Annotated in this window: 18 protein-coding genes and 2 tRNA genes; 10 read left to right on the forward strand and 10 right to left on the reverse strand. The window is 55.2% G+C overall.

The window, feature by feature from the left end; all coding sequences use genetic code 11:
* Window position 1: 1 nt before the first annotated feature.
* From AC2D8P_RS03415 to AC2D8P_RS03425, 3 genes are read left to right on the forward strand one after another with little or no spacing between them, the layout of a single operon-like run.
* A complete protein-coding gene (locus AC2D8P_RS03415) occupies window positions 2–1,195 on the forward strand; it encodes a diaminopropionate ammonia-lyase (protein ID WP_484700454.1) in 1,194 nt (397 codons plus the stop codon).
* On the forward strand, window positions 1,188–2,354 hold the full coding sequence (locus tag AC2D8P_RS03420) for a M24 family metallopeptidase (RefSeq protein WP_484700456.1): 1,167 nt from the start codon (window positions 1,188–1,190) through the stop codon (window positions 2,352–2,354). The genes AC2D8P_RS03415 and AC2D8P_RS03420 overlap by 8 nt, the downstream gene beginning before the upstream one ends.
* Before the next feature lie 10 nt (window positions 2,355–2,364).
* Window positions 2,365–3,114, forward strand: a complete 750-nt coding sequence (locus tag AC2D8P_RS03425; protein WP_484700458.1) for a maleate cis-trans isomerase family protein — start codon at window positions 2,365–2,367, stop codon at window positions 3,112–3,114.
* 16 nt (window positions 3,115–3,130) lie between these two features.
* Here AC2D8P_RS03425 and ispG read toward each other — a convergent pair whose 3' ends face one another.
* The 3 genes from ispG to hemA all read right to left on the reverse strand — a co-directional run bounded on the left by ispG (window position 3,131) and on the right by hemA (window position 6,880).
* Window positions 3,131–4,252 (reverse strand): flavodoxin-dependent (E)-4-hydroxy-3-methylbut-2-enyl-diphosphate synthase, encoded by a 1,122-nt coding sequence (ispG, locus tag AC2D8P_RS03430; protein ID WP_484700460.1) that lies wholly within the window; start codon window positions 4,250–4,252, stop codon window positions 3,131–3,133.
* 97 nt (window positions 4,253–4,349) lie between these two features.
* Entirely contained in the window at window positions 4,350–5,543 is a 1,194-nt protein-coding gene (locus tag AC2D8P_RS03435; RefSeq protein WP_484700462.1) for a helix-turn-helix domain-containing protein, read from the reverse strand.
* A gap of 113 nt (window positions 5,544–5,656) precedes the next feature.
* Complete coding sequence (hemA, locus tag AC2D8P_RS03440; protein WP_484700464.1) at window positions 5,657–6,880, reverse strand: 5-aminolevulinate synthase; 1,224 nt, start codon at window positions 6,878–6,880, stop codon at window positions 5,657–5,659.
* Between the two features lie 231 nt (window positions 6,881–7,111).
* Here hemA and AC2D8P_RS03445 point away from each other — a divergent pair, with 231 nt between their 5' ends.
* Both AC2D8P_RS03445 and AC2D8P_RS03450 read left to right on the forward strand, forming a co-directional pair.
* Entirely contained in the window at window positions 7,112–8,494 is a 1,383-nt protein-coding gene (locus AC2D8P_RS03445) for a dipeptidase (RefSeq protein WP_484700466.1), read from the forward strand.
* Window positions 8,495–8,674: 180 nt separating this feature from the next.
* Window positions 8,675–9,556: a DMT family transporter gene (locus AC2D8P_RS03450; protein WP_484700468.1), complete on the forward strand. Its 882-nt coding sequence runs from the start codon at window positions 8,675–8,677 to the stop codon at window positions 9,554–9,556.
* Window positions 9,557–9,620: 64 nt separating this feature from the next.
* Here AC2D8P_RS03450 and AC2D8P_RS03455 read toward each other — a convergent pair.
* From AC2D8P_RS03455 to AC2D8P_RS03475, 5 genes are all read right to left on the reverse strand, one after another.
* Window positions 9,621–9,697: transfer RNA gene (locus AC2D8P_RS03455), tRNA-Asp, on the reverse strand.
* Between the two features lie 31 nt (window positions 9,698–9,728).
* Window positions 9,729–9,805, reverse strand: a tRNA-Asp gene (locus AC2D8P_RS03460).
* Window positions 9,806–9,922: 117 nt separating this feature from the next.
* Complete coding sequence (locus tag AC2D8P_RS03465) at window positions 9,923–10,858, reverse strand: pirin family protein (protein WP_484700470.1); 936 nt, start codon at window positions 10,856–10,858, stop codon at window positions 9,923–9,925.
* A gap of 84 nt (window positions 10,859–10,942) precedes the next feature.
* Window positions 10,943–12,061 carry an amidohydrolase gene (locus AC2D8P_RS03470; RefSeq protein WP_484700472.1) on the reverse strand — a complete coding sequence of 373 codons (1,119 nt, stop codon included), beginning with the start codon at window positions 12,059–12,061 and terminating at the stop codon, window positions 10,943–10,945.
* A gap of 57 nt (window positions 12,062–12,118) precedes the next feature.
* A complete protein-coding gene (locus tag AC2D8P_RS03475; RefSeq protein ID WP_484700602.1) occupies window positions 12,119–12,892 on the reverse strand; it encodes a transporter substrate-binding domain-containing protein in 774 nt (257 codons plus the stop codon).
* Between the two features lie 115 nt (window positions 12,893–13,007).
* Between AC2D8P_RS03475 and AC2D8P_RS03480 the strand changes: the two genes are divergently transcribed.
* The 4 genes from AC2D8P_RS03480 (at window position 13,008) to AC2D8P_RS03495 (ending at window position 15,874) form a co-directional block, all read left to right on the forward strand.
* Window positions 13,008–13,754 carry an amino acid ABC transporter ATP-binding protein gene (locus tag AC2D8P_RS03480; protein ID WP_484700474.1) on the forward strand — a complete coding sequence of 249 codons (747 nt, stop codon included), beginning with the start codon at window positions 13,008–13,010 and terminating at the stop codon, window positions 13,752–13,754.
* Window positions 13,755–14,531 (forward strand): amino acid ABC transporter permease, encoded by a 777-nt coding sequence (locus tag AC2D8P_RS03485; RefSeq protein WP_484700476.1) that lies wholly within the window; start codon window positions 13,755–13,757, stop codon window positions 14,529–14,531.
* Between the two features lie 110 nt (window positions 14,532–14,641).
* Window positions 14,642–15,115, forward strand: a complete 474-nt coding sequence (locus AC2D8P_RS03490; RefSeq protein ID WP_484700478.1) for an MFS transporter — start codon at window positions 14,642–14,644, stop codon at window positions 15,113–15,115.
* An 18-nt stretch (window positions 15,116–15,133) separates the two neighbouring features.
* On the forward strand, window positions 15,134–15,874 hold the full coding sequence (locus tag AC2D8P_RS03495) for an MFS transporter (protein ID WP_484700480.1): 741 nt from the start codon (window positions 15,134–15,136) through the stop codon (window positions 15,872–15,874).
* A gap of 58 nt (window positions 15,875–15,932) precedes the next feature.
* Here the strand turns inward: AC2D8P_RS03495 and AC2D8P_RS03500 are convergent, their stop codons facing one another.
* Window positions 15,933–18,410 (reverse strand): GcvT family protein, encoded by a 2,478-nt coding sequence (locus tag AC2D8P_RS03500; RefSeq protein WP_484700482.1) that lies wholly within the window; start codon window positions 18,408–18,410, stop codon window positions 15,933–15,935.
* Window positions 18,411–18,440: 30 nt separating this feature from the next.
* A complete protein-coding gene (locus tag AC2D8P_RS03505) occupies window positions 18,441–19,967 on the reverse strand; it encodes a trimethylamine methyltransferase family protein (protein ID WP_484700483.1) in 1,527 nt (508 codons plus the stop codon).
* A gap of 92 nt (window positions 19,968–20,059) precedes the next feature.
* Here AC2D8P_RS03505 and AC2D8P_RS03510 point away from each other — a divergent pair, with 92 nt between their 5' ends.
* Window positions 20,060–20,968, forward strand: a complete 909-nt coding sequence (locus AC2D8P_RS03510) for a LysR substrate-binding domain-containing protein (RefSeq protein WP_484700485.1) — start codon at window positions 20,060–20,062, stop codon at window positions 20,966–20,968.
* The last annotated feature ends 363 nt before the right edge of the window (window positions 20,969–21,331 follow it).

Genomic DNA, 21,331 nt, shown 5'->3' on the forward strand with positions numbered 1-21,331 from the left:
AATGTTTGAAAAATTCAACACCTCTGAAATGCAGCATGCATCAGGAATTGGCGCAACGGGTGATGCCGCGTCGCGCGTATTGACACCACAGAACTACGCTGATGCCTGTGCAGAGATCATGGCCTGGGAGGGATACGCCCCGACACCGCTGGTCGCTCTTTCCGGTCTTGCCCAACAAATTGGTGTCGGTCGGATCGACTACAAACACGAAGGGCCGAGATTTGGTTTGGGCAGCTTCAAGGCGCTGGGTGGATCATTTTCCGCATTGAAGCTCTTGCAGCGCGAACTCAGCAAATCGCTACAAACCGATGTCAGTCTTGAAGATATTCGCAACGGCCATCACCGCGAAGCATGTTCGAATATAACACTTGTTGCGGCAACTGACGGCAATCATGGGCGTTCTCTTGCTTGGGGATGTCAGCGATTTGGTGCCAAATGCCGTATCTACATCCATTCCGAAGTTAGCGAAGGCCGCGCCGACGCCATGCGGGAGTTTGGGGCTAATGTAATCCGAATTGAAGGCGATTATGACGAATCCCTTCGCATGACCATACAAGAAGCTGAAGAAAATGGCTGGTTCGTGGTCTCTGACACGTCTTGGGTCGGATATATTGATCCCGCTCGTGATGTTATGGCGGGGTATGGTGTCATGACCCGCGAAATATGCGAAGCATTGGATGCCGCGCCGACTCATGTTTTTCTACAAGGTGGTGTTGGCGGACTGGCGTCCTCGGTCGCTGCAGGCCTGCGTCAGTACTACGGCGCAGTATCCCCACGCGTGGTTGTCGTGGAACCCAATCTCGCCGCCTGCCTGTTCACAAGCGCACAAAACCGTACGATTACGAATGTGAACATCGTCGAAGAAACCATTATGGCCGGGCTGTCATGCGGCCAACCGTCTATTCTTGCATGGGAAATTCTGCAAGAAGAGGCATCTGATTTTGTCGCAATCCCGGAAGGCGTCGTTGCGCCAACCGTCAGGTTACTGGCCAAGCCAGAAAGCGGCGACCCCGTGGTAGAAGCCGGCGAAAGCGCTGTGGCCGGGCTGGCCGCGCTGATTGCTGCGCGCCAAAGTTCCGAAATGTCGGACAAATTGGGTCTGGATAGTTCCTCTCGTGTCCTTTTGATTGGATCAGAGGGCGTAACCGACCCAGCAATCTTTACCGCGATTATGGAAGGAGCAGACAGTGTCTGATGAACCTGGGCGTGGGTTTCCAGAGGAAGAATTCGCAACACGTACAAGGAACGTGCAACGCCTGATGGGCGATCAGGGTATCGCGGGCCTTCTGCTGATGACTGAACCGGAAGTCCGTTATTTCAGCGGCTTCCAGACATTGTTTTGGCAAAGTCCAACCCGCCCATGGTTCTTGTTCGTGCCAAACACAGGTAAACCCATTGCGATCATCCCCGAGATCGGGGCGGCGCTGATGCGACGCAGTTGGATCGACGACATCCGCACCTGGAGCGCCCCCGCCCCCGAAAATGACGGCAGCAGCCTGTTGACAGACCTGTTGTCCCCCCTTGCCCAAAGCGGCCAAACCATCGGTGTGATGAAGGGACATGAAACCTCTCTCCGAATGCCTTTGGGGGATTATGAACGGCTGATGACGGCCCTGCCCGGCCTTCGGATCGCCGACGCCACCCCATTGGTCAGGCAATTGCGCATGGTGAAATCAGCGGCAGAGATCGAAAAACTCACCCATATCTGTGCCATTGGGTCATGCATGTTTGACCAGATACCTCAGATCGCGACAGAGGGGCGGCCCTTTGACGAGGTGTTTCGCGAAATTCGGCGCGAACTGCTGGCACAAGGCGCTGATGACACGCCCTATCTGGTCGGTGGCGCAGGCCCCGGTGGGTATTCTGACGTGATTTCCCCACCTTCGACCCGGCCTTTAAAACGGGGCGATATCGCCATGTTTGATACCGGTTCCACATGGGATGGGTATTTTTGTGATTTTGACCGAAATTTTGCCATCGGGCAGGCAGATGATGCCTCTCGCCGTGCATATGATGTATTGTGGCGCGCGACTGAGGCCGGAATTGAAGCCGCGCGCCCAGGTGCCACCTGCCGGGATCTTTATGAGGCAATGCGAACTGTTATTTCAGAGCTGGATGATCAGGGCGGAGATATCGGGCGCTTAGGGCATGGGTTGGGCATGCAGTTGACAGAATGGCCATCACACGCGGCCTTTGACACAACTGTGATCGAAGAAAACATGGTGCTGACGCTGGAACCCTCCCTAAGTTACGGTGACGGTCATATCATGGTGCATGAGGAAAACATTGTAATCCGGGACAAGGGCGCTGAACTCCTGACCAAACGTGCAGCACCCGAGTTACCCGCTATCTAAGGCCAAACAAATGAAACTGGATTTCAATACAGATTCTGGCATCGGCACCCGCGCAACATTCGGGGCCATTGTTCTGGAAACCGATGAAACCCTAGAACCCGAATTCGCACAGATGTTCAATCTGGAGGGCGTGGCGCTTTACCACAACCGTATTCCCATGGTGACAGAGGTAAACTCGGAAACGCTCGGACAAATGGAATCCGACTTGCCCGCTTCTGCCCGTTTGTTGCCATCGGCGCTTGATTTCGATGTGATCGGATATGGGTGCACGTCGGCCTCTTCCGTGATCGGTTCAGATAAGGTGGCACAACGCATTCAATCCGTGTTTCCAGATGTGAAGGTCACAAATCCACTTGCTGCAATCATCGCATCGGGCAAAGCGATTGGGGCAAAGCGGCTGGGATTTATCACACCCTACATCGCCGAAGTCTCGCAGCGCATGCGCAACAGGCTGGAAGAGGCAGGGTACGAGATCGCCGGTTTCGGATCGTTCGAGGAAGGCGATGATCGGATTGTCGCCCGAATTTCCCCGGCCTCGATTTCACAGGCGACAGATCACATCGCATCAATATCAGACTGCGACGCCGTGGTCATTTCCTGCACCAATCTGCGGTGCCTGAACATTATCCCGGAAATGGAAGCACGGATTGGTAAACCCGTGATTTCAAGCAACCAAGCCCTGGCTTGGCATATGCTGCGGCTTGCGGGGATCGATGATCAACTGCCACAGTTCGGATCGCTCTTTAATCACAGCCTGTAGCGGCACGCTGTTATGGTCACTCGGCGGCTTGCTCTGCTGCTTCGATCTCTGCGGCGCGCGCTTCGACCAGTTCCACGATGTGATCAATCATCTCAGAATTGGATGTCTTGTGGCTTTGCTTTCCGGCCAGATAGACCATGCCCGCATCCTTACCGCCGCCAGTAAATCCGACATCGGTCATCAGGGCTTCCCCCGGGCCGTTCACCACGCATCCGATGATGGACAGGCTTAGGGGTGTATGAATGTGAGCCAGTCGATGTTCCAGCTCTGCCACGGTTGAAATCACATCAAAACCCTGCCGCGCACAGGACGGGCACGAAATGATGTTCACCCCCCGATGCCGCAAACCCAGTGATTTCAGGATTTCAAACCCGATTTTCACCTCTTCGATCGGATCTGCAGACAATGATACGCGGATCGTGTCGCCAATCCCCATCCACAACAGGTTCCCCAACCCGATCGCCGACTTGATCGAACCACTGACCAGCCCGCCGGCCTCTGTAATGCCCAGATGGATCGGGGCATCGGTCGCCTCTGCCAAGGCCTGATAGGCCGCAGCAGACAGAAAGACATCGCTGGCCTTCACACTGATTTTGAAATTGTGAAAGTCGTTGTCCTGCAGGATCTTGATATGTTCCAACCCGCTTTCCACCATCGCGTCCGGGCATGGCTCAGCGTATTTTTCCAAGAGGTGTTTTTCCAGGCTCCCCGCATTCACACCAATACGGATGGAACAATTGTGATCCTTGGCCGCCTTGATCACCTCTTTGATGCGCGCCTCATCCCCAATATTGCCGGGATTGATCCGTAGGCAGGCAGCGCCTGCCTCTGCAGCCTCGATCGCACGTTTGTAATGAAAATGGATGTCAGCCACGATCGGGACCGGGCTGTTTTTCACAACGTCCCTCAGCGCAGCAGTTGACGCCTGATCTGGGACAGACACACGTACGATGTCTGCCCCGGCCTCTGCACAGGCCAGAACCTGATCGGTTGTGGCCTTCACATCAGAACTGTCGGTATTGGTCATGGTCTGCACGGCAATGGGCGCATCACCACCAACGGGCACATTACCCACCATGATCTGACGCGACTTGCGCCGATAAATATTGCGCCAGGGACGGACGTGGTTCAGCGACATGGAAGACCTCTGCCAAAAACTGCTACGGCCTGTTTAAAAGAAGCAAAGTTCGGGGACAACGCCTGTTCGGCGGTATAGGCACAAACCCGGGCAGGGATTACTCTGAATCCAACTCAGGCGCCTGAATTTCAGCCTCTGCCACCATTCGCGCAAGATCGCGATCCTGCGTAAGATCGGCCAAAGCATAGGTTTCACGCAAAGCTTCGGCACTTAGCGCAATGTTCTTGGTCACCACACCAAATGGACCTGCCGGCCCATAATGTTGGCCATTCACGGCAAAATAAACAGCGCCGGATTCCCCGGCCCGCAACACTGGCGGGGTTTCAGTGGCCGGGAGTTCAAAACGTTCGCCCGCATTCAGGACCTTTTCCAACAGGATGGACCCATCAACAGCACTGACACGGACCCAGGATGGCCGCACGGCCACGATTGCCACGGTCGGCGCCAGATCCTCAACCACCTGAATGATAGTTTCCTGCGGCTCTTCAGCCGCCACAAAATTTCGGGTTGGCACGGGTTCCACGACAGGGGCGGGAACAAATAATCCCACAGACCGCGGATCGACAGAGGCGATCGGGCCATCACGCGGCTCCAAAACCGGAATATCAAGGGCCTGAGGTCGATAAAGACGGTTCAAGGCGTCGCTTCTATCCGCATCCGCCTCGGCAGTTTGTATGATGCTTCTGGTGGCTACGGCCAGCGGATCCAAAGTGATGGCCTCTAACGGGGCCTCATCAACTGCGGCGACATCCACGCGTTGAATTTCCTGCAGCACGGTCCAGCCACCAAATCCAATCCCACCAATCAGGCCCAACATCACTAAAACAGAACCGACCGCCGCGGGTTCTATTCCACTGAACATGGGTTCCGCCATGGGCAAAAACTTTGGGTTTGGGTCTGCCAGAGGATCGCTGTATTTCGGCTTATTCGCCGCGCGGGATCGCGAGCCATTCTCCGCAGTGCTGCGATTGCTCAGTCCGTCCGGGGTCTGAAATCCGCTTTCGCGACAAAATTCCGCATACACTTTATCGGGATCCATGCCCAGATATCGCGCGTAAGACCGCACATAACCGGCGATAAAACCAGCCGTCTCAAACGCAGACGGATCACTATTTTCAATGGCAGAGATATAAGTTGCCTTGATCTTCAGATCACGCTGCACATCCAGCAGGGATTTCCCCAGAGTCGCACGCTCACCGCGCATGATATCACCAAGACACACTTCGAAATCGTCAAAGCCCTTAAGCTCTGGCGATTTTTCCGCTGCCTTAGGCGATGCGCGCCTGATCATCTGCTCTACCTTCTGTCTCGTTCCTAACTGTTTCGGTTCACGAAAATCAATTAGGCCGGAACCTTATTAGGAAAATGATAGCACAGTGCAATTGATTCTGCACATTGGTAGAATTAGCCAGCCAATTCGGCACGATTTAGCGCACAATGTGACCAAAGCTCGTCCATGGCGTTAACCAGTTTATTCAGGTCATCAGGGCTGTGAACCGGCGACGGGGTAAAGCGCAGACGCTCTGTTCCGCGCGGCACAGTCGGGAAATTGATCGGCTGCGCGTAAATTCCGTGATCTTCCAACAGGCGATCCGAAATCATTTTGCATTTTACTGGATTGCCAACATGGACAGGCACAATATGGCTGCCGTGATCGATGATTGGCAGCCCCAAACCCTTTAGACGCATCTTCAGGATTTTGGCCTGCGTTTGCTGATGTTCCCGCAGGGCCTGATCGGTTTTCAGATGACGAACCGATGCCGCCGCACCCGCGGCAACTGCTGGTGGCAGAGATGTGGTAAAGATGAAGCCCGGCGCATAAGACCTTATGGCATCAACCATTTTCGCGCTGGCAGCAATATAGCCACCCATCACGCCATAGGCTTTGGCCAAGGTGCCGTTGATAATGTCGATCCGATCCATCAGACCGTCACGTTCCGCTACACCAGCCCCGCGTGGCCCGTACATGCCGACGGCATGGACCTCGTCAATATAGCTTAGCGCGCCAAACTCGTCGCACAGGTCCAGGATCTCTTTGATCGGGGCAAAGTCGCCGTCCATCGAATAGATTGATTCAAAGGCCACGACCTTTGGTGCAGCCGGATCCAACTCTTCTAATATCTCGCGCAGATGCGCCAGATCATTGTGCCGGAAGATGTGCTTTTCACAGCGCCCATTGCGGATGCCGTTAATCATTGACGCATGGTTCAACTCATCAGAGATGATCACCAAGCCCGGAAACAGCTTTGGCAACGTCGAAAGCGTCGCATCATTGGCGATATAGGCAGAGGTGAACAGCAATGCTGATTCTTTGCCATGCAGATCAGACAGCTCTGCTTCCAGTTCTTTGTGATAGACGGTGGTGCCGGAAATATTCCGGGTGCCGCCAGACCCCGCACCGGTCGCATCCAGCGCATCGTGCATGGCTTCCAAAACAACCGGTTGTTGTCCCATGCCCAGATAATCGTTGCCGCACCAGACCGTCACCGGTTGCTCTGCCCCGTCAGGACGGGTCCAGATCGCATGCGGAAACGCACCACGCTTGCGTTCGATGTCAATGAAGGTCCGATACCGGCCCTCTTCATGCAGGCGTTCGATTGCCTGATCGATTTTGGCGTCGTAGTTCAACTGGCTGTCTCCCGACTCAGCTGGATTTGGTCACTGCTTGTAAGGATAAAAGCAATTCCGTCCAGCCACTTTAACCCAAATCAATGTCAAAAAGCTACAGATAGACCTTCAACAGACTGTTACAATTGGTCGCGTCAAATATACCAACCAAATGCACCCCTGATGAAGGCATCTGGACAGTCCCTGACGTTGCCTGCAAACTGCGCCAAATTGAATATTCAGGAGACCCGAATGGCCCTCGACCCCGTCCTCAATCACATCGACAACGAACTAGATAACGCCGTGGCCCGTCTGATGGATTTGCTGAAAATCCCGTCTATCTCCACCGATCCGGCCTTTAAGGCAGACTGCGACAAAACGGCAGACGCTTTGGTTGAAGACCTGAAATCCATAGGATTTTCCGCCGAAAAACGGCCCACCACCGGGCATCCAATGGTCGTGGCCCATGGCGGCGCACAAGACGGCCCACATTTCCTGTTCTATGGCCACTATGACGTGCAACCTGTTGATCCGCTTGATCTTTGGAACACGCCCCCATTCGAGCCCGAAATTCAGGACACCCCCGATCATGGCAAGGTCATTCGCGGTAGGGGCAGCTCTGACGACAAGGGGCAATTGATGACATTCGTCGAGGCCTGCCGCGCTTGGAAGGCGGTGCATGGCGAATTACCGATCAAGGTAACCTTTTTCTTTGAGGGTGAGGAAGAATCCGGTTCTCCCTCCTTGATCCCTTTCATGAAGGAAAACGCCGAGGAACTGACCGCCGATCTGGCGCTGATCTGTGACACATCCATGGTGGCGCCGGGTGTGCCGTCGATCGCTTCCCAACTACGTGGCATGCTGAAGGATGAATTCACCATCCATGGGCCCCGGATCGATCTGCATTCGGGCCATTATGGCGGCCCGGGTTTGAACCCACTCAGGGAACTGTCCCGCATCATCGCGTCATTTCATGACGATCAGGGCCGGGTCGCAGTAGAGGGGTTCTATGACGGCGTGCACGAAGTGCCCGAAGAATTGCTGCGCCAATGGAAGAATTCAGGGTTTGACGAAAACGCCTATCTGGAAAGCGTTGGCTATAGCCAACCTCATGGAGAGGCAGGATATTCCACGATCGAACAGCAATGGGCACGCCCTACTCTGGAAATCAACGGGCTTTGGGGCGGCTATCAGGGAGCCGGATCAAAAACCGTGATCCCGGCAGAGGCGCATTGCAAACTCACCTGCCGATTGGTGGGCGACATGGATCCAGAAGACCTGCGCGCAAAGGTCCGCGCCCATGTCGATGCACAGCTTTCCCCCGACGCCCGCGTCACCTGGGACAATGACCTCGAAGGGTCCCCCGCCGCTGTCATGAACATCAATCGACCGGAATTTGAGGCCGCGCGCAAGGCGTTGTCCGATGAATGGGGCCGCGAGGCCGTCTTTACCGGTATGGGTGGATCGATCCCGATCGCAGGGTTTTTCAAAGAGGTCCTGGGCATGGACGCCATGCTGATCGGTTTCGCCAACGAAGACGACGCAATTCATTCCCCCAATGAAAAATACAATCTGTCCAGCTTCCACAAAGGCATCCGTAGCTGGGCACGAGTGTTAGATGCCCTAAGCGGCTGATAAAAATTGAAAACTGCAGACCGGCCCAGTGCGCGTCATTTGATCGATTGGGTCGGTCTTCGAAGAAACCGTGCGCCGTGCCATTCCCACCCGATTTGTGTCGCTGATGGAACAGCCGCAGCATCAAAATCATTCCACAGTCGCCTCTAATCAATACATTCACAACCAAGGGGCACCGGTGTGGCACAGAAAACAGGCATGCTGTTGGTGTTTCTGGCAGGTGTCTTATGGTCCACAGTCGGGCTTGGCATCCGGCTGATTGAACAGGCCGAAGTGTGGCAAATCCTGCTCTACCGATCCATTAGCCTGACCGCATTCCTCTACATCGTCATTCGGGTCAGAACCGGGCAGAACCCATTTAAGCTTGCCTGGGATCGCGGCCTGCCTGCAGCGATTGGTGCCTTGGGATTGGTTGTTGCTTATTCAGGCGCCATTTATTCGATCCAGAACACCTCTGTCGCGAACGCTATGCTGTTGTTCTCCAGCGCCCCGTTTGCCGCCGCAATCATGGGCTGGTTTGTGCTGGGCGAACGGGTACGTATCGTCACTTGGGTTGCCATTCTAATCGGCGCGGTGGGAATTGTGATCATGGTCAGCGACAAAGGCGGCACTGGATCGTTTTCAGGCAATCTGGCCGCCCTGCTCTCTGCCATGGGCTTTGCTGTATTCACCATTGCCCTGCGTTGGGGAAAGTCATCAGATATGCTGCCAGCGGTGTTTCTGTCGGGCCTGTTTGCGATCGCAATTACCGTGAGTGTTTGCCTGGCAACCGGCCTGCCCCTGATCTTGTCGTCGTCTGACTCTAGCATTGCCCTGATCATGGGCGTAGGACAGGTGGGCATGGGCCTTTTGTTGTTCACTATCGGGTCCAAAACCGTCCCTGCCGTTGAATTGACTTTGCTGTCTATGGCAGAGGTCGTACTGGGGCCGATCTGGGTCTGGCTATTTCTGGGAGAGGTCGCCTCAATAAACACCGTTATCGGCGGTGCGATCCTTCTGGCAGCGATTTTAGGGAATGCAGTCACCGGGATACGGCAAAAGCCGACACCACCAATGCCCTAAAACTGCGCAAACACTTCGATCAACCGCTGATTTGCGGGTTTCGATGTCTTTTGCCTGAAAGAAGTGGCGCGGTTGACGGGGCTCGAACCCGCGACCCCCGGCGTGACAGGCCGGTACTCTAACCAACTGAGCTACAACCGCGCATGGCGCCTTGGGTCATCCGGGATAGCGATGGCGCGGTTGACGGGGCTCGAACCCGCGACCCCCGGCGTGACAGGCCGGTACTCTAACCAACTGAGCTACAACCGCTCGCTATCCGCCTGGGTGACCCCGAGCGTGAGATGCCTTCTATGCGTGCGACTTGCCCTCGTCAAGCACCCCAATACGCAAAAATGAGAAAACATTCATTCCCCGTGAAAACCATCCTCAATCCGGCAGTGGCATGAACTCCTGATCGTCCCCCATAGGCAGCTGAAACCGCCCGTGTCGCCAATCTCCGGCGCGCCAGGCTTCTTTGGCGGCATCTATTCTTTCTTGGCTGGAGGCAACGAAATTCCACCAGATATAGCGCGAGCCATTCATGGTTTCACCACCCAATAACATCAGGCGCGCCCCTTTTTCACCGGCTGTTACGTCAATGGCGTCACCGGGGCGAAACACCATCATGCGTCCGGCCTCAAATACCTCTCCGGCAATTTCAATCGAGCCGTCTAAGACGAATATTCCGCGATCTTCGTGCTCATCGGGTAAGGGCAATATGGCCCCCGCTTCCAGCAAAGCATCGGCATAGAACATCTGGGACGGTGTCGGTGTCGGTGCAATCTCGCCGTAAGCATTGCCCAGAATCAACCGAACTGTTTTTCCCTCTGCCTGCAAAAGTGGCAGATCAGCGGCCGCGGCGGTTTCAAACTTGGCGGGCCCGTCTTCATGGGCCTCGGGCAGCGCGATCCATGACTGTATCCCCGACATGGTAAAGGGCGCGTCCCGCATCCCCTCATCTGTGCGTTCAGAATGGGTAATGCCATGTCCCGCCGTCATCAGGTTCACATCCCCTGCCTGTATCCATTGATCGGTTCCCAGGCTGTCGCGATGGTGCATTTTGCCCTGAAACAGATAGGTAACCGTCGACAAGCCGATATGTGGGTGTGGACGCACATCGATCCCCTGCCCGGTCAGAAACTCCGCCGGACCAAACTGATCGAAAAAGATGAAGGGTCCGACCATTTGCCTGCGTGGGCTGGGCAAGGCGCGCCGCACCTCAAATCCACCCAGATCACGGGCGCGTGGCACGATCACAGTATCAATCGAATCAATCTCTGCCCCAAGCGGAACATGTGGATCTAAAACGGGGTTCCAACTCATCTGCAGTCTCCTGTGCTATCGCCATAACCTAGCCTGAAGCTGCCCATGGACAAATAGGCACAGCCGCGCAGCCGCTGTGCGCCGCTACGCAGTCCCGCAAATGGTGCGGATGGCTTGCGCGAACACCGACACCCCGATGGGGATCAAATCATCGGGAAAATCGAAATCCGGGTTGTGCAATTGCGGCTGATCTGTCCCGCTGCCCAAAACAAACATCGCAGATTTTGCCCCTGCCATACCAAAGCGGCCAAAATCTTCGGACCAATACATAGGGTGCGGCTGATCATACGATTGCCGCCCGATATTTACGACCGCTTGTCGCAGGATATCAGCGGCACTTACGTCATTCGTGCAGGCGTGGAAAACATCGGCATAGCTAATTTCACATTCCAACCCCCGGGCCGCCACGGTCTCCGCTACTAGCTTTTCTGCCCAGTCGACCAGCCCCTTCATGGCATCATCTGACACGGTACGCAGGGTGCACCACAACTCCGCCTCCCCGGGGGCGACGCCAAATGTCGGCGCGCCCATCCTGGCATGGGTCACTGTCACGCGGGTAAAATTACTATCCGGAATCTCCCCCCGACATAGATCCGCCAGCAACGGCATCAGCGTTGACACTGCACTCATCGGCGATATCCCATCCTGCGGGGATGACGCATGAGACGTCTTGCCTACTAATGAGATTTTCATACCCCGCGAGGCGCAATTCATCACCCCGGATCGGATTTGTATCTGACCAATTGGCAGTCCGGGAAGGTTATGCAGTGAAAATGCATAGTCCGGCGAAATCAGGGCAAAGGCCGGATCATCGATCACCGCTTGCGCCCCAGCGCCAGTTTCCTCTGCTGGCTGAAACAAGACCACCACGCGGCCATACTTCACCGGATAGCGGGCGATCAGTCGCGCAACCCCCATAGCGATCGCCATGTGCCCATCATGACCGCACAAATGCCCCTGCCCCGATATCTGAGAGCGGTGCGGAAGCTCCGAAATCTCCTCTATCGGCAATCCGTCAAGCTCACAACGGATCATGACAGTGGGGCCCGGGCCTTCCCCATTGAAAATCGCTGCAACCCCTGTTCCACCCAATCGGGTCAAAATCTGCGACGGGTTCAGAGGCTGCAAAGCCTCTGCAATCCTGCGTGCGGTCTGATGTTCGCCGCCTGACAGTTCTGGCCACTGGTGCAGTTCCCGGCGCAAGGCCGTCAGTTCAGTGATATCGCTGTTTGTCAGTGTGTCTCGTCGTAAAGCCAGAGCTCACAGCCCCCATTTATCCGCAGTCTGGGCAAAGAACCCTTTGGCTTGCTTCAACCTGATCCAGTTGTTGATGTAGTTGATCCAAACCTGATCGTTCTGCGGCAGCAACATTGCAATTGGCGTGGGTGACCGGCCATCTGATACTTCGACCTGCACGACATTTGGGAATTTTTCCGTTAATGTGGACCCTTCGATATTTGATGTGACGAACACATCCGCACGGCCTGCCAGCACCTCCTGATACCCGCGCGCCGGGGCCTCGACCACAATCAGATTTGCATCCGGGAACCATTCGCGCACCAGTTTTTCAAAGCTCGTCCCCAATGTCGTCGCAACCGTCACATCCGCCTGATTGATATCATCCCAATCGACAAAGCGGTCTGCCTTGTCACTGGTCGTAAAAGGGAAAAACTCCACCGCTATGTAGCTTTCGGAAAATCCTGCTGCCTTCATCCGTGCCGGACTGACAGAGGCAGAGCCGGTCAGGTGATAGCTGCCCGCAACAATACCATTGACCAGCGTTTTCCAATCTGTCGGCACAAATTCCAGTTCGACCTCCAAGTCTTTGGCCAACTCGGTCATGATGTCGATATCATAGCCTTTGTAATTGTTGGTCGCTGGATCACGCACCGTCATCGGGTTCCAGTCGCCGGTTGTTCCCACCTTCAACACGCCGCCAGAAAGGATATTATTCAGGGCGGATTGCGCAGAGACGGGTAAAGACAACAGCCCTGTCATCAAAATAGCGGCACCAATGGATTTTAAGGCTTTCATCATTTCCTCACATACGCTTGTTTGTCGGCACTCTAGTAATATGGGCAACAAACCACCACAGTAGATTCAGCCGCCCACACTCACTTTTTCGACAGGTCACCCAACAAGGACCACGATGACAATCAACAACTTAGCAATTGAGATCAACGGCCTTAACAAATGGTTCGGCGACTTTCAGGTTCTGCGGGATATCAACCTATCCACCCGGTTTCGCGAAAAGGTGGTCATTTGCGGCCCGTCTGGGTCTGGAAAGTCAACGCTTGTGCGATGCATCAATCGGTTGGAACGTCATCAAGAGGGCACGATCCGCGTCGACGGCATGGAGCTGACTGATAGCAAATCCTCTGTCGAGGCGATCCGCTCAGAGGTCGGCATGGTGTTTCAACAGTTTAACCTGTTTCCGCACCTTACGGTTCTGGACAACCTGACATTGGGGCCAATCAAATCGCGTGGACTATCCCGGTCAGAGGCCGAAAATCGTGCCATGCATTACTTGGAACGGGTCAAAATCTCAGAACAGGCCCGCAAATATCCCGCCCAATTGTCGGGCGGTCAGCAGCAGCGGGTCGCCATCGCTCGGTCCCTTTGCATGGATCCCAAAATCATGCTTTTTGACGAACCGACATCAGCGTTGGATCCGGAAATGATTGCCGAGGTCTTGGATGTCATCACCGAGTTGGCAGAGGACGGAATGACCATGGTTGTTGTCACACATGAAATGGGTTTCGCCAGACGCGCCGCCGACACGATGGTTTTCATGGATCAGGGAGAGATTGTCGAAACCGGACCCACAGATCAGTTTTTTGACGCCCCAAAATCCAATCGCTGCCGCCGCTTCCTTGACCAGATTTTGAGACATTAGATGACGATCCGCACAATCCGCATTCTATCTATCGTATCACTCTTCTGGCTTGCAGGCTGCGTAGATGTTCCCGGCGCTTGGGGGTGGTATGTCATTGACCCAAGTACGCCAGCGGGGCAATCAAACATCAAGTTTTTACTGGGCGGTTTTTGGGCGACGATCTCGCTTTCGGTGATCGCGGCCATCCTCTCCATGGCAGTTGGGCTGGTCGTCGCCATCCCCGGCATGTCTCCCAATCGTCTTGTGCGCCTGCCCTCCCGCATTTATGTGGAATTTATCCGCGCGATCCCATTGCTGCCCCTATTGTTTTGGGTCTTTTACGGCCTGCCGGTTGTCATGCGGTCCATGGGCCTGAACATCAGCATCGACCCGTTTTGGGGGGCGGTTATCACATTGGCCATCTCGGACAGCGCATTTACTGCGGAAATCTACCGCGCCGGCATTCAATCCATTCCGCGCGGCCAGTCCGAGGCCGCGCAAACCGTGGGACTCCGCCCGATGCAAACGATGCGCTATGTGATTTTGCCTCAGGCGATCCGACGCATCCTGCCGCCCCTGGCAAACCAATTCATCTACATCGTGAAAATGTCCGCCTTTGCCTCTGTTATCGGCATGCAGGAACTGACACGGCGGGCCAATGAACTGGTGGTCACCGAATACCGCCCGCTGGAAATCTACACGCTTCTGATCTTTGAATATCTCGTGTTGGTCCTGATGATCAGCAGCGCCGTGCGCTGGCTCGAACGCAAAATGGGTGCCGACGAACGCCGTAACTAATCACAACATCTCTTGCCCAAGGCATTACGATTTCCCTGAAAATGGGTGGACATTTCGACGACAGATCGGCAAATGCCGACCTACTATCTGTATTCAATGGGTGCGAAACAATGTCCAAGGCATCATCGGCAACATCATTTGTCTCGATCATTACGATTCTGATTTGCGCGGCCCTGCTTTTTGCGGGCAATGGACTGTTTCAAACGCTCTTTCCGATCCGTGCAGGGCAAGAGGGTTACTCCACCGCATTGATCGGCATGTTGGGAACCGCCTATTTTGGCGGCTTCGCCATCGGCTGTTTCATCGGGCCGAAATTGATCATGCGGGTGGGTCATATTCGCGCCTTTGCCGGGCTAAGTGCAGTATTGACGGTCTCGCTGCTTTCTTTCCCCATCAATGTGGATGTGATGTTTTGGGGCGTCATGCGCCTGCTCAGCGGTGTTTGCTTGGCTGTGCTCTTCATCGTGATCGAAAGCTGGCTAAATGATTGTTCAAACAACATAAATCGCGGCCGAGTCCTGTCTGCCTATATCATCGTAACTAATATCGTCACGATGACCGGGCAGCTGATGGTCAACACCTAAGACACCACAGAGGCCACATTGTTCATTCTGGTCGCCATTTTGATCAGCCTGTCAATCGTGCCAATCAGCCTGACCCCGACCATATCGCCCACACCGATCCCATCGGCCAAGCTGGACTTACGACATCTGTACAAGGTTTCACCCGCAGGTGTGATTGGTTGCCTTCTTGCCGGGGTGGCCGAAGGCGCATTTTGGTCGCTTGGCCCTGTATTTGCACAAGGCAGAGGGTTATCAACGTCCGAAGTTGCCATGTTGATGGCCGCGTTCGTGTTTGGCGGGACCCTCTCTCAATGGCCGCTTGGTTGGATTTCTGACAAGATTGATCGACGCATCGTCATCGCAACCATATCGTTCGGAACTGTTGTCACCGGGGTCACCATCGGTTTTGGCCTGGTTCCCGCGGGGTCACCGACTTTTGCCGTCGCAGCCATGCATGGTGCGCTGATGATTCCGATTTATGCGCTGTGTATTTCGCACGCCAATGACATCGTCCCAAACTCGCGCATGGTGGAAACAAGCGGCGGACTGCTCTTGGCCTTTTCTGTCGGCGCAACCGTTGGCCCAATCGCCGCGTCCTTTTTCATGAGTGGCGAACGCGCAGGTGGTTTGTTTGTCTTCATCGGTCTGGTGCTTTTCTCACTTGGCCTGTTCGTGCTTTATCGCCTGATGATCGACACCAGAGGCCACCGTCTGCACAAAACCCATTTTGCGGCCTCTCCTGTCACCTCCCCATCAGTGTTTCCGGTGGAACCTGATTAAGCCAGCACGCTAAAATCAACCCGCGCAAATCTCTGCGCGGGTCGTCAATGTTTAGATCCTAAGCCCGCATATTCGCGCCATTGGCGTCATAGATCGGACCACCCAGAACCTCTGCCTTGTACATCTCGCCCAGGATTTCCACCTGCACCTCTGTCCCGGCAACTGCATGTTCTGTCGCGACGTATCCCATGGCCATGGATTTGCCGGCCCGATGCGCGTAGCCGCCAGAGGACACATAGCCGATGGCGGCGCCGTCCTTCAGGATCGCCTCGTCGTTTGAAACGTCAATACCGTCTACGTCGATAGTCAGAGTCACCAACTTGCGTGCCACGCCCGCGTCACGGAATGCGATCGTGGCCTCTTTGCCGATGAAGTCCTTCTTCCAGTTGATGAAAGCATCCATGCCTGACTCCACCGCATTGAAATCGGGGCGGAATTCCAAGGTCCAGGCGCCCCAGCCTTTCTCCAGACGCATCGACATCAACGCACGCGCGCCGTACCAGCGGTAGCCCAGATCGGCACCGGCCTCCTCGATCGCTTCAGCCAGTCGCAACAGGTATTGCGGACGGCAGTAAATCTCATAGCCCAGTTCGCCAGAGAAGCTGATCCTGTTCAGGATCACCGGCACCCCGCCGACAAAGGTCTGGCGCAGATCGCGGAATTTGAAGGCCTCGGCGCTGATATCTTCGCGCACGATCCGTTGCAGCAATTCGCGCGATTTTGGCCCCGACAGCGCAATCCCGTGCCAGTCATCACTGACATTGGCGTAGCTCACGTCAGACGGCAGGTCGCGTTCGAACCAGCGGCGGTGTGCCTCTTGCATGGCACCAGAACCAAACAGCATGAAATGATCGTCGGCCAGACAGGCCACCGTCAGATCGCCGTACAGGCGACCCTTTTCCGTCAACATCGGCGTCAGTGTCAGACGGCCCGGTTTCGGCACATAGCCTGCCAACACCCGGTCCAGATAGGCCCACGCACCCGCGCCCTTGAATTCGTGTTTGGCAAAGTTGGCGATCTCGATCCCGCCCACGGCTTCTTGCACCGCTTTGACCTCGCGTTTGACGTAGTCAAAGGAACGATTGCGCTCAAAAGTCGGTTCTTCATGGGCATCCTCTGTCCCATCGGCAAACCATTGGGCGTTTTCCAGACCAAAACCCTGATTCATAATCGCACCCTTAGCGATCAGGCGGTCATACAGCGCCGTGGTCTTTTGCAAACGACCCTTGGGCAGGGTTTCATTGGGGAAGGTCATGACAAAACGGCGTTCATAGTTTTCCGTCGATTTCACAGTACCCCAGTCAGGCGTTGCCCAATCACCAAACCGCGCCACATCCATGGCCCAGACGTCAATTGATGGTTCGCCGTCAATCATCCATTCCGCCAGCGTCAGGCCAACGCCCCCGCCCTGACAGAACCCGGCCATCACGCCCACGGCGCACCAATAGTTGCGCATCCCCGGAACCGGGCCGATCATCGGGTTGCCATCGGGGCCGAAAGTAAAGGGTCCGTTGATTGCATCCTTGATCCCAGCCTCGGCCAACGCCGGCACCCGGTCAAAGGCCAGCTCCAACCGATCCGCGATGTTTTCCAGTTTCGGCGGCAGCAATTCGTGGCCAAACTCCCACGGCGTGCCCTCGACCTTCCACGGTGTGCCGACGGGTTCATACGTACCCAGCAGCATCCCATCACGTTCCTGCCGGAAATAGATATTGGCCTCGTAATCGATCCCGCAGGGCAAACGACGACCCGCATTGGCGATCTCTTCAATCCGGTCAGTGATCAGATAGTGGTGCTCCATCGGCTGCACGGGGATGTTCAGACCCGCCATTTTACCGACTTCACGCGCCCACAGACCACCACAGTTGACCACATGTTCAGCAATCACGGTGCCGCGCTCTGTCGTCACCTCCCACTGCCCATCCGGGCGCATCCGGGTCTGCGTCACCGGTGTATGGGTGAAATACTGCCCGCCAAAGGTTTTCGCGGCCTTGGCAAAGGCATAGGTGGTGCCCGACGGGTCCAGATCACCATCCTGATCATCCCACAGCGCGGCATAGTAATGTTTGGGGTCGATCAGCGGGTGACGCTCTGCGATTTCCTTCAGATCAATCCATTCCTGCTCCAACCCCATGTACCGAGCCTTCGACCGTTCACGCTTCAGGTAGTCATACCAGGTTTTGTTGGAGGCCAGATAGAAGCCGCCGGTCATATGCAGTCCAACAGACTGGCCGGATAGCTCCTCAATTTCCTTGTAAAGACCAATCGTATAGCTCTGCAGGCGCGAAATATTCGGGTCCGAACTGATCGTGTGAATCTGCCCTGCCGCATGCCAGCTGGACCCGGACGTCAGATCATTGCGTTCCAGCAAGATCACATCCTTCCAGCCAAACTTGGACAGGTGAAACAGGATCGAACAGCCAACCACACCACCGCCGATGATCACGGCCTTGGCGTGCGCGGGCAGTGGTTTGCCGCGCCCACTGTCGTCGGTTTGAATGTTCAGTGTCGATTGTACGAGATTGTCGTCAGACATGGGGTATCTCCTTAAAAATTCGGGCGGCGCTTAGTACCAAGCGTCCGGAATCTCTTCTTTGCGGCGGGCGACATAGGCCTCCAGCTCTTCTTTCTTGGCGATGTCGATGGGCGGTGGTTGATACTGCGCCAGCATCTCATTCCATTTCTCATAGGCACGGCGACGCATGTCTTTTTCGCCCGCCTCTTCCCAGCTTTCGACATTTTCACTGTCGCTCAACGCCGGTTCATAAAACGCGTCTTGGTAATTGCGCATCGTGTGGGCAGAGCCCAGGAAATGGCCGCCGGGTTCGACCTCCAGATATGCATCGCGGGCCATTGCCTCGTCACTAATGTCCAAACCTTGCGCCAGTTTCTGATACCCACCCAACCGATCAGCATCCATGATCAGCTTTTCAAACCCGACACATAGGCCGCCTTCCAGCCAACCCGCAGATTGCAGGGTGAAATTGCTGCCCCCAATCATTGTAGATTGCATGGATTCCGCACTTTCAAACGCCGCTTGTGCATCTTCGATCTTTGATGCGGTCAGCGACCCACCACACCGCAGGGGCAGCCCCAGACGCCGGGCCAGTTGCCCGATGACATAGTTGCTGAGCGTCGGTTCCGGCATACCGAAAGTAGGCGCTCCAGATTTCAGGCTCATAGAGGACAGGAAGTTCCCCATGACAAACGGAGCACCCGGTCGCACCAGTTGTGCAAATGCGCAGCAGACCATCGCCTCCGCCACTGCTTGCACCACGCTGGCCGCAGTGCTGACCGGGCCCATCGCCCCGGCCAGGATGAAGGGCGAAACAATCACCCCCTGCCCTCGGCTGCAATATGTACGGATTGCTTCTGTCACCACTTTGTCGACCAACAGGGGCGAATTGGTGTTCAGATTGCCCATAATGACGCAGTGCTGATCCATCACATCCTTTCCATGCAGGATTTCGGCCATGTCCACACTGTCTTGGGCCCGGCACATTTCCGTAATTGCCCCCAGATGCGGTTTGTCCGACAGGGTCATGTGCGCAAGAACCATGTCCAGATGACGCTTGCTGACTGGCACGTCGCATGGTTCGCAAATTACCAACCCGGTGTGATGTAGGTTGGGGTGTATGTAGGCGAGTTTGATGAGCTTTTGAAAACTGTCCATATCGCCATAACGACGCCCACCTTCCAGATCACGTACAAAAGGCGCCCCGTAGACCGCGGCAAAAACCTGATTGTTCCCGCCAATCCTGACCGAACGCTCTGGATTTCGGGCAACTTGGGTAAATTCCCTAGGTGCCTTGGCGCATAATTCCCTTATCCATTTCGCATCGGCCTTGATCAGATCACCATGTTCCCCCTGTGGAACGACGCCAGCCGAACGCCAGATATCCAGCGCAATCGGATCATCCCGAAAGGCGATGCCAATGTTTTCGATCAGCCAGTCCACCTGCGCTTCCAACTTTGCGATTTTTTCTTCGTCCAGCACATCAAAATACGGCAATGTCCTGCGGATATAGGGTGATGCCGGGGGCTGCCATGCCTGATCCTGCCTAGCTCTGGCGGCGCGTGCGCGTCGGGCCATATTGCGTCTCCTGAATAAGATGGGCACAGGTTAACGGCTCAGAAATACTTTGTGACGCTTGATTATTCTGATGGTTTGGATAAGTTTCAGTTATGCAAGAACTGTGGAAACTCCTGACCTCCCCCCGTCATCTGATCGTGTTTGAGGCTGCGGCCCGGCTGGGGTCTTTCACCCGCGCCGCCCAGGAATTAAACGTCCAGCAACCTGCAGTCAGCGCCGCCATCAAACAGATGGAGGCCTCACTGGGTGTCATGCTCTTTCACCGATCCCACCGGAAGGTCGAGTTAACCAAGGCAGGGGAACGGCTTTTTGCAGATGTTTCCATAGGCTTAGATCACATTCTAAGTTCTGCCAGAGGCATCTATCAACGCGGTCAGAACGATCATGTCACGTTATCGGTCAGCACAGCGTTTGCTTATTACTGGATGGTGCCCCGGTTGGAGGATCTGCACACCCGTCACCCAGACATTGACTTGCGCCTGCAAACCAGCGACCGCGAACCTGACATTGATGCAGAGGGAATCAGCCTTGCCATAAGAAGAGGTGATGGAAACTGGCCCGGCGTCCATTCAGCCCTGATCGCGCCCGAAGTCATCTACCCTATTGCCAGCCCGCAGGTGATGCGCGCCGCCGTCAATCTGAAAACCGTCGCCAATCTTTTGCATGAACGCCTGATCCATCTGGAAGAACCTGTCCGCGAGCGGCCAACCTGGTCGCAATGGTTTGCCCATCACGGTGTACGGGAACGCGAACCCAAGGCAGGCCTTCGCCTCAACGACTACGCACTGGTTCTGCAGGCCGCCATGGCGGGCGAAGGTATCGCATTTGGCTGGAAACACGTCACCAGCGGATTGATCGCAAAGGGTCTGCTCGCAGCCAAAACGGAATGGAGCTGGACAACAGGCAGCGGATTTTATCTGGTCTGGTCCCGCGACAACCCCCTGATCCCTCAAGCCGAACAGGTTCGGAACTGGATGATTTCGACCTCTGTCGCCGGATGAAAAGGCGACTGGCGTCAATGTCGGATTTCTGACAGGGGCGCAGACCGGGAATGCCTCGCAGTGATACACCAAGATATTCCGGACGACTCAGATTAAGGCATCTTTCAGGCCATTATATGTCAACATCGTGGCATTTCGATTTTCACAGTAAATATTTGATTTAATTATATTATTCATGGTTTTGGTTGCATTTCGAAAATTTACGCACCTCAAAACCTGTACCGAAAGACAACTGTTCAACAGGGTTACCAGAAGGTAAATTAAGGATGTAAGTAATTGGTGCGAATTGTGACATCGAGGATGGATATCCAAGCGGTCGCAATGAATGAAATGGTAACTTGTATGTTGACCGAAGGTAAAAAG

This window comes from Roseovarius sp. YIN77, from assembly GCF_057219155.1.

Coding starts and splice junctions, on each gene's coding strand:
- AC2D8P_RS03415 (WP_484700454.1), top strand. CDS start 2: ATGTTTGAAAAATTCAACACCTCTGAAATGCAGCATGCATCAGGAATT.
- AC2D8P_RS03425 (WP_484700458.1), top strand. CDS start 2,365: ATGAAACTGGATTTCAATACAGATTCTGGCATCGGCACCCGCGCAACA.
- ispG (WP_484700460.1), bottom strand. CDS start 4,252: ATGTCGCTGAACCACGTCCGTCCCTGGCGCAATATTTATCGGCGCAAG.
- AC2D8P_RS03435 (WP_484700462.1), bottom strand. CDS start 5,543: ATGATCAGGCGCGCATCGCCTAAGGCAGCGGAAAAATCGCCAGAGCTT.
- AC2D8P_RS03445 (WP_484700466.1), top strand. CDS start 7,112: ATGGCCCTCGACCCCGTCCTCAATCACATCGACAACGAACTAGATAAC.
- AC2D8P_RS03465 (WP_484700470.1), bottom strand. CDS start 10,858: ATGAGTTGGAACCCCGTTTTAGATCCACATGTTCCGCTTGGGGCAGAG.
- AC2D8P_RS03475 (WP_484700602.1), bottom strand. CDS start 12,892: ATGAAAGCCTTAAAATCCATTGGTGCCGCTATTTTGATGACAGGGCTG.
- AC2D8P_RS03480 (WP_484700474.1), top strand. CDS start 13,008: ATGACAATCAACAACTTAGCAATTGAGATCAACGGCCTTAACAAATGG.
- AC2D8P_RS03485 (WP_484700476.1), top strand. CDS start 13,755: ATGACGATCCGCACAATCCGCATTCTATCTATCGTATCACTCTTCTGG.
- AC2D8P_RS03490 (WP_484700478.1), top strand. CDS start 14,642: ATGTCCAAGGCATCATCGGCAACATCATTTGTCTCGATCATTACGATT.
- AC2D8P_RS03500 (WP_484700482.1), bottom strand. CDS start 18,410: ATGTCTGACGACAATCTCGTACAATCGACACTGAACATTCAAACCGAC.
- AC2D8P_RS03505 (WP_484700483.1), bottom strand. CDS start 19,967: ATGGCCCGACGCGCACGCGCCGCCAGAGCTAGGCAGGATCAGGCATGG.
- AC2D8P_RS03510 (WP_484700485.1), top strand. CDS start 20,060: ATGCAAGAACTGTGGAAACTCCTGACCTCCCCCCGTCATCTGATCGTG.